Source organism: Bacillus hominis (assembly GCF_018332515.1).
Lineage (GTDB): Bacteria > Bacillota > Bacilli > Bacillales > Bacillaceae_G > Bacillus_A > Bacillus_A hominis.
In genome coordinates this window covers 1-10,148 of sequence record NZ_BOQD01000186.1, presented here as the reverse complement: position 1 = coordinate 10,148, position 10,148 = coordinate 1, and the positions used below count along the sequence as shown (strand labels likewise).

General features: G+C 36.2%; 10 protein-coding genes and 1 pseudogene. 4 read left to right on the top strand and 7 right to left on the bottom strand.

Translation table 11 applies throughout. The features are described 5' to 3' along the window. Positions 1 to 16 precede the first annotated feature (16 nt). From KI356_RS18255 to KI356_RS18235, 5 genes and pseudogenes are all read right to left on the bottom strand, one after another. Positions 17 to 796: pseudogene (locus KI356_RS18255) on the bottom strand (aldehyde dehydrogenase family protein); the annotation flags it as partial. Positions 797 to 814: 18 nt separating this feature from the next. After that, the gene (gene dapA, locus KI356_RS18250) at positions 815 to 1,711 is read right to left on the bottom strand and encodes a 4-hydroxy-tetrahydrodipicolinate synthase (protein WP_002119998.1); all 897 of its coding nucleotides are present in this window, start codon (positions 1,709 to 1,711) and stop codon (positions 815 to 817) included. 22 nt (positions 1,712 to 1,733) lie between these two features. Continuing rightward, positions 1,734 to 2,675, bottom strand: a complete 942-nt coding sequence (locus KI356_RS18245; protein WP_212936075.1) for a proline racemase family protein — start codon at positions 2,673 to 2,675, stop codon at positions 1,734 to 1,736. Next, positions 2,672 to 3,709: a proline racemase family protein gene (locus KI356_RS18240; protein ID WP_212936074.1), complete on the bottom strand. Its 1,038-nt coding sequence runs from the start codon at positions 3,707 to 3,709 to the stop codon at positions 2,672 to 2,674. The genes KI356_RS18245 and KI356_RS18240 overlap by 4 nt, the downstream gene beginning before the upstream one ends. Next, positions 3,706 to 4,881, bottom strand: a complete 1,176-nt coding sequence (locus KI356_RS18235) for an NAD(P)/FAD-dependent oxidoreductase (protein ID WP_212936073.1) — start codon at positions 4,879 to 4,881, stop codon at positions 3,706 to 3,708. The genes KI356_RS18240 and KI356_RS18235 overlap by 4 nt, the downstream gene beginning before the upstream one ends. A gap of 180 nt (positions 4,882 to 5,061) precedes the next feature. Here KI356_RS18235 and KI356_RS18230 point away from each other — a divergent pair, with 180 nt between their 5' ends. The 4 genes from KI356_RS18230 to KI356_RS18215 all read left to right on the top strand — a co-directional run bounded on the left by KI356_RS18230 (position 5,062) and on the right by KI356_RS18215 (position 8,785). After that, entirely contained in the window at positions 5,062 to 6,723 is a 1,662-nt protein-coding gene (locus KI356_RS18230; RefSeq protein WP_212936072.1) for a sigma-54 interaction domain-containing protein, read from the top strand. 228 nt (positions 6,724 to 6,951) lie between these two features. After that, complete coding sequence (locus KI356_RS18225; RefSeq protein WP_128280271.1) at positions 6,952 to 7,224, top strand: (2Fe-2S)-binding protein; 273 nt, start codon at positions 6,952 to 6,954, stop codon at positions 7,222 to 7,224. After that, positions 7,221 to 7,553: a (2Fe-2S)-binding protein gene (locus KI356_RS18220; protein WP_212936071.1), complete on the top strand. Its 333-nt coding sequence runs from the start codon at positions 7,221 to 7,223 to the stop codon at positions 7,551 to 7,553. The genes KI356_RS18225 and KI356_RS18220 overlap by 4 nt, the downstream gene beginning before the upstream one ends. Further along, on the top strand, positions 7,550 to 8,785 hold the full coding sequence (locus tag KI356_RS18215) for an NAD(P)/FAD-dependent oxidoreductase (protein WP_212936070.1): 1,236 nt from the start codon (positions 7,550 to 7,552) through the stop codon (positions 8,783 to 8,785). The genes KI356_RS18220 and KI356_RS18215 overlap by 4 nt, the downstream gene beginning before the upstream one ends. Positions 8,786 to 8,890: 105 nt before the next feature. On the opposite strand, the gene KI356_RS28245 is transcribed toward KI356_RS18215, so the two are convergent. Further along, positions 8,891 to 9,364, bottom strand: coding sequence for a hypothetical protein (locus tag KI356_RS28245; RefSeq protein ID WP_238486205.1), 474 nt, complete (start codon positions 9,362 to 9,364; stop codon positions 8,891 to 8,893). Between the two features lie 38 nt (positions 9,365 to 9,402). Continuing rightward, positions 9,403 to 9,915, bottom strand: a complete 513-nt coding sequence (locus KI356_RS18210) for a DUF6609 family protein (protein ID WP_212936076.1) — start codon at positions 9,913 to 9,915, stop codon at positions 9,403 to 9,405. Positions 9,916 to 10,148 lie beyond the last annotated feature (233 nt).

The window sequence follows — 10,148 nt, the reverse complement described above, 5'->3', positions numbered from 1 at the left end:
CATAAAAACGTACCTATAATGATTCTGCAGATTGGCGCATAATATATTTTCCTGTAACTGTTGAACCTGTGAAAGCTACTTTATCAATATCATGATGGTTTACAATTGCCGCTCCTGCTTCTTGGCCGAAACCTGGTACAAAGTTTACGACACCATTTGGAAAACCAGCTTCTTTAAATAGCTTCGCTGTATATAGTAAAGATAAAGGCGTTTGCTCTGCCGGTTTTAATACAATCGTACAACCTGTCGCAAGTGCAGCACCCATTTTCCAAGAAGACATAACGAGCGGAAAATTCCACGGAATAATTTGCCCCACAACACCAACGGGTTCATGGCGTGTGTAATTTAAGTAATCTTTTGAAATTGGAATGGTTTGTCCAACAATTTTTGTAGCCCATCCCGCGTAATAGCGGTAATTTTCTACAGTCGCTGAAATATCATCATCAAGTGCTACTTGATATGGTTTTCCATTATCTAAAGCTTCTAGCTGTGCCAATTCTTCTCTATGCTCTTCAATTAAATCTGCTAATTTATAAATAAGATGTGCTCTTTCAGCAGTAGTCATTTCTGCCCACGGACCCGATTCAAATGCAGATCTTGCTGCTTTTACTGCGACATCAATATCCTCTTCTTGCGCTTCACATACGACCGCAAGAACATCTTCTGTCGCTGGATTGTATGTTTCAAATGTCTTCCCACTAATAGAAGGAACAAATTCGCCATTAATAAACATTTTAACTTCTTCATTTAAAAACGCTTTCACTTTTGGTTTTAGCTCAATGTTTGTCGTTAACATACATACTCTCCTCCTTATTTAAACAGCTGCATGAGCTGCAATTTCTGCTAAAATCGTTTGAAGCTTTTGGTCTTCTTCTTCAGTTAATCCGAGTCTCGGATAACGAGAAGGTCCGCCGGCTTGCCCGTGTAATTCCATTGAACGTTTAACGATTTGTACATATTTCCCTGATCCTTCAAGAAACTCGCAAAGAGGTAAAATAGCATCGTTTATTTCCCACGCTTTTTCTAGTTCACCATTTTGAAAATGCTCATACATTTTCGTAACGAGACTTGGAACAATATTTCCTGCTACTGAAACCCATCCCGAGGCACCAACTAAATAAGATTCCATAACTAAATCTTCAGATCCGCAGAAGACTTGAAAAGCACCTTCGCCTTGTCTTACTAAATCTCTCGCTTTTCGAATATCTCCGCTAGATTCTTTAATATGTGTAACATTTTCACACTCTTTACCAATGCGAAGCATTAGCTCTGTACTCATATCAACACCAGAAGTAAATGGGTTATTGTATAGCATAATTGGTATATTTACAGCGTTTGAGATTTCTTTAAAATGAAAATAGATTTCCTCTTCCTTCGGTTTACAATAGTAAGAGTTTATAATTAATGCACAATCCGCTCCATGCGCTTCTGCATGTTTCGTATATTCAATCGTTTCTTTCGTCGTTTCCGCTGCAGTTCCAACAATGACTGGAATACGGCCATCAACTTCTTTCAAAACAGTTTCTACCATGTTAAATCGTTCTTCTTTTGATAAACTAACAAATTCTCCCGTACTTCCATTAATAATAATTCCAGCTACTTTTTGCTCAATAAAGTAGTTTACGTTTTGCTTTACACCATTCCAATTAATCTCTTGAAATTCATCCATCGGTGTTATTAATACTGGAAATGCCCCTTTAATTGTTTGCATATTTATCTCTCCCTTTAACATTTTATTTTAATAAGAAACCCGCTGGAAACGGATCCGTAGGGTCTAATAGAAATGTCTGCATTCCTGTAATAAACCCTCTACTTTCAAAACGGAAAATGTATCCTAATTCTTCTTTCTTCACTTGTTCCACTGTTATAAAGCTATTAAAAATACTTTCATTTTTAAAAGGTTTATCCGCTATATAATCATTTTTAAATAAAGCATGAACATAAGACACAATTGTAGAAACAAAACCTGGTGAACGTACGATAAAGTTATCTTCATGAAATGTGATTGACTTTATATGATTCTTTTCTTTTTGCGAAGAATCTACTAAAATAAGTCTTTTTATAAGTGTCTGTTTTTGTATAGCTTCAAGTGTGGCTTCTCCCCATTTTTTTAATTCAGATATATTTTCAACAGAAATTTCAGGCGAATACGTATCCTTTTCTACAACTGCATAAACTTTATCTGCTTGTATGAGAGAGTAATTTATATTACCAATCTTCAAATCTTTCTCAACCATATAACAAAGTTTGCTTTCAAACGAAACAGATACAACTTCATCATGCTCCACATACGCATGAACTGAAAATATTCCAGATAGCGTTTCGATTTTGTATTGATTAGACTCTCTCTTTTTTAAATAACCACTTTCTAATAACATTGTTATTACCGCTACTATACCGCCATAATGAAGAGGAATAGATCCTTCATGATCAAAAAACAATACCGCTGCATCCACTTCCTTATGAATAGAAGGAACGACAATACATCCATTTAAACCGATAAAACCACGTGGTTCATTTAATAAAAGCTGCATTTCTTCTGCTAATTCCCCGGAAAACTGTTCATTTAAATGTTCTAAACTGTAGTAGTATTTGCATGGTACATCTTTTATTACACGAAATGCTTCGCCAGCTACGTGCACATCTACTGCTGTATACATTTTTTGAATGTTCATTTTACATCCTCCGTTTCATGCTCCATCGGCGGAATTAGCAAAAACCCTTCTTTAAGTGGATCCTTTTCATTGTAAAAAAATCTATGCATACCCATAAGCCAAGCTGATCCCGTAATTTTCGTTACTACAGCTTCAATATTTTCCACATATGTTGTATTCATAACACACCCTTTAAATAAAGAACCTACAATACTCTCATGAACAAATTCTTCATCGATGTCGATTTTTTTATGAGCGTATAATACAGCTAATTTCGCTGATGTTCCTGTACCGCATGGAGATCGATCAATCCCACCTGGTGGTACAACAACTGTATTTTTCACATGTGCACTTTCATGAGTAGGATCTGTATAAAATTCAACATGTGTTAATCCTCTTATAAACGAATACTCTGGATGAATGATTTCAAATCTCTCATTAATCGTATTTCTAATATGAATGGCCTTATCGATAATTGTAGAAGCATTTTCTGGTACTAACTCTAAACCTACTGATTTCGCATCAATAATGGCATAAAAATTCCCTCCATACGCAATATCAGCCTCTACGGTTCCAATTCCTTCAACGTCTACAGTAATGTTTTTCAGTAAAAAAGCTGGTATGTTACAAAAGGAAACTTCTTTCGCTTTACCATTTTGAACAGAAATATCTACTTCAACTAAGCCAGCTGGTGTATCTAGCTTTAAAGAAGTAACCGGTTCAACTACTGGAATTAAACCTGATTCTACTAAAGCTGTACATACACCAATTGTATCGTGGCCACACATCGGTAAATATCCACCTGTCTCTATGTATATAACACCTATATCAGCTTCAGGGTGACACGGATCTGTTAACAATGCTCCTGACATTACATCATGACCACGCGGTTCATTCATTAACAATTTTCGAATCCAGTCATACTCCCTTTTCATATGTAACATCTTCTCTGCCATCGTCTCTCCAATTAACTTAGGAAGTCCGCTAATTAATGTCCTCGTTGGATTCCCGCCAGTATGTGTATCAATCGTCGTAAAGACTCTTTGTGACCTCATCCGTTTAACACCCTTTCTGTAAAACGACTCAAACGAAGTGGTTCAATAGGAATGATTGTTTCTTTTTCATTTAATAACTCTTCAATCACTTTCCCAGTAACTGCCGCAAGACTAATTCCATCACCTTCATGTCCCGCTGCAATAAAGTAGTTTGGAATATGTTCCACTCGTGAAATAATTGGCAAATGGTCTTCTGTCCACGGGCGTAATCCAGCATATGAACGAATCACCATCATATCTGCCATTTTCGGATAAAAACGAATTGCTCTGTTCGCAATACATTTAATTACCTCGTTATTTATCTTCGTATGAAATCCTACAAATTCTCTACTACTACCAATTAAAAAATTTTGGCTTTCTGTCGGTTCAAATACAAGTGCCACTCCATACTTTTCAGTTAAAGCATCCACTTTTCGTTTTCCGCCAAATTTAGAAATCAAATAACCAAATTCCATTACTTTACGGCAGCCAACGTGTTGTTGCCTTGAAGCTACAATAATATGTCCCTTTCTCGGTTCGATTGGGATATTCACATCTAACATCTGTCCAATTTTAGGGGCCCACACACCGGCCGCGTTTACCACTTGCTTCGCAGTAAACGTCCCATTTGTTGTTTCTACAATAAAGGAACCGTCTATATCTCTTTTCATTTCTTTTACTTCTGTATGATTAAAAGCTTTCGTACCAAATTTTTTTGACTCTGCGAGAAGTGAAAAAGCAAGAAGGTACGGATTTACAGTCGAATCCGTTGCGCATTCTAAACCACCTAATAAATCATCTGCAAAAAATGGTGATTCCTCTCTTATGTCTTGTCTATCAAGCATTCGAAACGGTAAACCAACTTCTTTTTGCCGATTGACCCATTGCTGCGCCGCTTCCATCTCTTCGTCTGATTCACAAACGAGAATGCTTCCTGGTGCCCTATATTCAAATGATTGCTCTAACTCTTCACTTAAATCCGTTACTAATTTTTGACTTACTAGCGACATTTGACTATCAAACCCTGGGTCTTTATCAATAGCCAAAATATTCCCATCACACCGTGAAGACGTCCCACTGACAAATTCCCCTTTTTCAATGATTGTTACGTCTCTTCCATATTTTGAAGTGTAATAAGCGATCGAACATCCAATAATACCACCGCCTATTATTAAAACGTCACAGTGTCTCACATAGCACTCCTCCTTTCTCCTAAATCTCTCACTTTCTTTTATGCAATTGGTGTGCCAACTCTACATACAGAACTATTTATATAAAATAAATTTATTTGTAAAAATATTTTAAATTTATCGTAAATAGGTGTATTATTTCTTTATCACTGTCTAAATTTTTATACATAACAGGAGGGCAATATGACATTTTCATTTCCAACAATAAAAGAGTTTATAAAAATTTTGTCAATCGATCTTAAAAATTTCGGTCCACACATCAAGCACGTAAACGAAAAATTTTATTACATCCATTCACCTACTGAAGAATGGAATTGTGCAGTTGTATATGAAGATGATTCTTTCACTACTTTAATCGACGCATTTTCTCATGAACTAGCCGTTGTCATCATTAACGAAAACCAAGAACCTATATGCTGTATTACTACTAAGCAAATGATTCCTTTTCTTTATAAGTATTACAATGAACTACAAGCGTTTTATAACACTGTTATTGAAACGTCTGATTCTTCTGTTACAGTCATCGATGAGAAAGAATGCGTTCGGACATGGACAGATGGCGCCGAAAAGATTTTTTCAGTCAACCATAATGAAATTATCGGACAACCGATTACTCGTTTTTTTGATTATAAAGATTTGGAAATTTTGCAATCATTACATAGCGGAAAAAGCATAACCGCGCAGTTTCATCAGCCTCGCCCTGATTTGTTCGTATTAATTAATTCAAACCCAGTTTATTGTAACGATGAAATTATCGGCGCAGTCGTCTCTGAAACTGATGTTACAAATCAAGTCGCTTTAAATGAAAAACTATTTACTATGTCACATGAAATGCATCGATTAGAACAAGAAGTAGCGAAATATAAAGATACATCCGACCCTTTTCTTGCAATGAACGGAAAAAGCCCCGTCATACAAAGAACGATTCAATTAGCTAGAAAGGTTTGTTCAGTGAAATCAACTGTTTTAATCCTTGGAGAAAGCGGTGTTGGAAAAGAAGTATTTGCGAAAGCAATTCATGAAGCGAGCGAAACAGCAAATGCCCCTTTCATTTCGATCAACTGTGGTGCAATCCCAGAAGCGTTATTTGAAAGTGAATTATTCGGTTACGAGCGAGGAGCTTTTTCTGGAGCAAATAGTAAAGGTAAGAAAGGTAAAATTGAGCTCGCGCAAGGCGGTACTTTATTCCTTGATGAGATTGGAGAAATGCCGCTCGATATGCAAGTGAAACTTTTGCGTGTACTGCAAGAACGAAAGTATTACCGAGTTGGTGGAGAAAAAGAAATAAATATTGATTTCCGCATTATCACTGCTACAAATCGTGATTTACAAGAAGAAATGAGAAAAGGAACTTTCCGAGAAGATTTATACTATCGCTTAAATGTAGTTAGCTTGCATATTCCGCCACTACGCGAAAGACGAGAGGATATTATCGAATTAACCTATTCCTTCTTAAATGATTTTTCAATAAACTATAACAGGCCTATTCGTGACTTACCTTCAAGCATTATGCATGAGTTGCTTCATTACAATTGGCCAGGTAATATTCGCGAGCTCCGTAACGTAGTTGAAAGACTCGTCGTATTCGCGACCGACGGTATTATAAAACAAGAATATTTACCATTTCACACAAATGATACTTTAGAGAACCAACCGTCTCATTCCCTATTACTCAGCAACAATAATACGATTCTTTCATTACAAGAAGAGATGGATGAGCACGAGAAAAAGGTAATTGAAAGAGCTTTACGCATTTTAGATGGGAATAAATTAGAATGTGCGAAACAACTTGGGGTAACACGGGCCACATTATATAACCGTTTAAAAAGACTGGGGTTACAATAAAGTGAAACTTTAATCAGTGGGGGTTTTCTTCATCCCCACTGATTATTAGCCTTCACCAATCGGGCTTTTACGGGCAGCCCGCCCCCCACCTAACTTCTTTGCTTTCGCTGAATTTTGAGGTGGGGGCTTACTGCCCAGCAAATAGCGGGATAATTCCCCTCTCCTCCTCTATGTTGGCATAGTTTTTGCATTATAATTTGTGCAAATCGAACTAGAGGAGGATTACATATGACGAATAAAGAGAACTTAATTGTTTGTCGTTGTGAAGAAGTTACATATGGACAACTACAATCGACAATTGCAGAATATAAATGCTCGGCAAGAGAATTAAAACTAAGAACACGTGCTGGCATGGGATTTTGTGGTGGTCGCACATGTAGAATGATGATAGATCGAATGATTGAAAGTGCAAATCCTGACGTAACTCCTAATGAAATTCCATTAAAATATCAACCGCCAGTGCGCGCAGTTACTTTTGGAGCGGTAGGTGAAAATCAATGAGTAGAATTACACATCACCCTATTTTAGGTAGTTTAAATAGTAGTCAGCGCATCACTTTTCAATTTAACGGTCAACAATATGAAGCTTATGAACATGAAACGATAGCAGCCGCTTTACTTGCAAACGGAATAAGAACGTTAAGGGTCCATGAAGATAGCGGGAGTCCGCGAGGCATTTATTGTAATATCGGGCATTGTTCTGAATGCCGCGTGACTGTAAACAATCAAACGAACGTACGAGCGTGCTTAACTGTTGTAGAAAACGATATGGTTGTTGAAAGTGGCAAACAGCATCCTAATATCGTGAGAGAGATGGTGAAAAAGCGATGAGCGATGTAATTATTATCGGCGCAGGACCAGCAGGATTATCAGCTTCTATCTCTTGTGCACGTTTTGGACTTAACGTACTTGTTATTGATGAATTTATGAAGCCAGGCGGGAGATTGTTAGGGCAGTTACATCAAGAGCCTACTGGAGAATGGTGGAATGGAATAGAAGAATCAAAACGCCTTCACGAAGAAGCAAAATCCCTTTCAGTCGATATTCGGTGCGGTGTTTCCGTCTATAATTTAGATAAAGATGAGAGTTGTTGGTTCGTACATACAAATATCGGGACGTTAGAAGCGCCGTTCGTATTAATTGCTACTGGTGCTGCTGAGTATTCTATTCCCCTACCTGGCTGGACACTTCCAGGAGTTATGTCAATTGGAGCAGCTCAAGTTATGACAAATGTCCACCGGGTTCAAGTTGGGAAAAAAGGAATCATTATTGGTGCTAACATTTTGTCATTCGCTATTTTAAATGAATTACAATTATCTGGAATTAAAGTAGAACATATTGTACTTCCTGAAAAAAGTGAGTTAAGCCAAAAAGCTGGTGAACCAGAAGAAGTTTTGAACTCTCTTTTAAATGCAGCTCACCTCGCTCCTTCTGCTCTCTTGCGTATAGGTAGCCGTTTTATGAAATATGATTGGATTCGAAAAGCTGGATTAACATTTTATCCAAATAGCGGCATGAAAATAAACGGGACACCACTTCATCTCCGGAAAGCTGCACTTGAAATTATCGGAACGGATCAAGTTGAAGGTGTTCGTGTTGCTAACATTGATTCTAATGGAAATGTTATTAATGGATCAGAAAAGATATATGAGGCAGACTTCGTTTGTATTGCCGGAGGTTTATATCCGCTTGCTGAGCTTGCCGCTGTAGCGGGATGCCCTTTCCATTACATTCCGGAATTAGGCGGACATGTCCCGCTTCATTCAGAAGAAATGGAAACCCCTCTTCCAGGTTTATTTGTAGCTGGAAATATTACCGGAATTGAAAGCGGGAAAATCGCGATGGCGCAAGGAACAGTTGCAGGTCTATCTATTGCTAAACATGCTAATATAAAATCTAATCCGGTTGAAAAACATTTACAACAAGCGATTCAAAATGTCCACTCCGTTCGTCATCATGCTGCGATTCAATTTAATCCGATGGTTGATATTGGTAGACGGAAGATGAATGAGATTTGGCGTGATTTTCAATCATTTGAAGAAAATCAACAAATGAAAGCGTGAAAAACTAGCATATAAAAAAGCGGTGGATTCATTTCCACCGCCTTTTTTATAATTTTTGTACTACATCTAGTATTTCTGTTACGTCAATTACAGGAACCAAAAGTATTACCTATTTTTCATTCCGACTAAAACTTTCGATATCGACATCCATAAATTTATAAACATTAAAATTCCGCAAATATCAGCGACAATTACATACAATCCTATAAATTGGTTTTCAAAGTGGAACAACGGAGTGTAATAAATGGACATTATTAAGGCTATAACCATGGAAAACAGAAGCAGTTTTTTCCTAGTTATCATATAAATACAATACAAAAATGTATAATAAGCCCAAAATTGCGCAGCATACCATGCATGAGATAGTCGAATACCTGTTTTCGTATGCAAAGTTGTTAAAACCAGTATGTATATTACAAGTAATACAATTACTGGTGCAAATCTAACAAATTGCAAAAGATTTATTAAAAAGCGTTTTTTTGAACTTGAGTGATTTACTTCGTATTTAAACATCTGTTTCGTTATATAATGAACAAAAAATATTAATCCTACACTAATAGCTAACATAAAAAATATCATACTACGCCTTCTTTTCTAATATATTTACCAACTGTATTTTAAAAATCCATAGGACTTAACCTAATAAAAATTACACCAACTAAAATTTTCACTAAACCATCTATTACAAAAAATACATCTAGATTTACGTTGGTAATGATTAATCCTATAAATGAATTGAATATTAAAATAATGGACAGCAAAAACATCATTTTTCCATGTACGGGAATAAACATTAAGAAATGAATACCTACAGCTAAAAGAATTAATAGCCAGCAATTTCTATAATCATCGCCGACAAAATGAAAAATGAGAAAAACTAAAATAGCCAAAAGCATCATTGAAAAATTAGCCCACTTTTTTTGTTCCGATGTTCCAGAACCAACTGCAAATTTCTTCCTAGTTTTAGGGTTCAATTGCCATATCATTCCTAATGTATAAACAATAATAAAAGGCCAAACATTTGGATAGCCGTTATGTTTTATTAAAAGTAAAAACATTGCTGCTCCAGCAATTATTAACCAAATCCCATTAATCTTTTGTCTAGGATACTTATAAGTTTGTGTTTCCATGTTCCGTTCTCCTTTTTGAACTTTTTCGAACTTTTCTGATATTCTTGATATAAATACTTTTTTACCAGAAGCCTTATGAGCAAATTCAGCTAAATTCAAACCATCATTCTTCTACCTCGCTTTGAATAATAAAATATAAGATTTCTGAAATATCATATCAAATATAGCTGCGATTTATTTGTCGCAATTCGTCGAATAGATAAATAAAAGTCGTTTTATGTCAATATTATTAT

Coding starts and splice junctions, on each gene's coding strand:
- KI356_RS18225 (WP_128280271.1), top strand. CDS start 6,952: ATGACGAATAAAGAGAACTTAATTGTTTGTCGTTGTGAAGAAGTTACA.
- KI356_RS18210 (WP_212936076.1), bottom strand. CDS start 9,915: ATGGAAACACAAACTTATAAGTATCCTAGACAAAAGATTAATGGGATT.
- KI356_RS18230 (WP_212936072.1), top strand. CDS start 5,062: ATGACATTTTCATTTCCAACAATAAAAGAGTTTATAAAAATTTTGTCA.
- dapA (WP_002119998.1), bottom strand. CDS start 1,711: ATGCAAACAATTAAAGGGGCATTTCCAGTATTAATAACACCGATGGAT.
- KI356_RS18240 (WP_212936074.1), bottom strand. CDS start 3,709: ATGAGGTCACAAAGAGTCTTTACGACGATTGATACACATACTGGCGGG.
- KI356_RS28245 (WP_238486205.1), bottom strand. CDS start 9,364: ATGATATTTTTTATGTTAGCTATTAGTGTAGGATTAATATTTTTTGTT.
- KI356_RS18245 (WP_212936075.1), bottom strand. CDS start 2,675: ATGAACATTCAAAAAATGTATACAGCAGTAGATGTGCACGTAGCTGGC.
- KI356_RS18215 (WP_212936070.1), top strand. CDS start 7,550: ATGAGCGATGTAATTATTATCGGCGCAGGACCAGCAGGATTATCAGCT.
- KI356_RS18220 (WP_212936071.1), top strand. CDS start 7,221: ATGAGTAGAATTACACATCACCCTATTTTAGGTAGTTTAAATAGTAGT.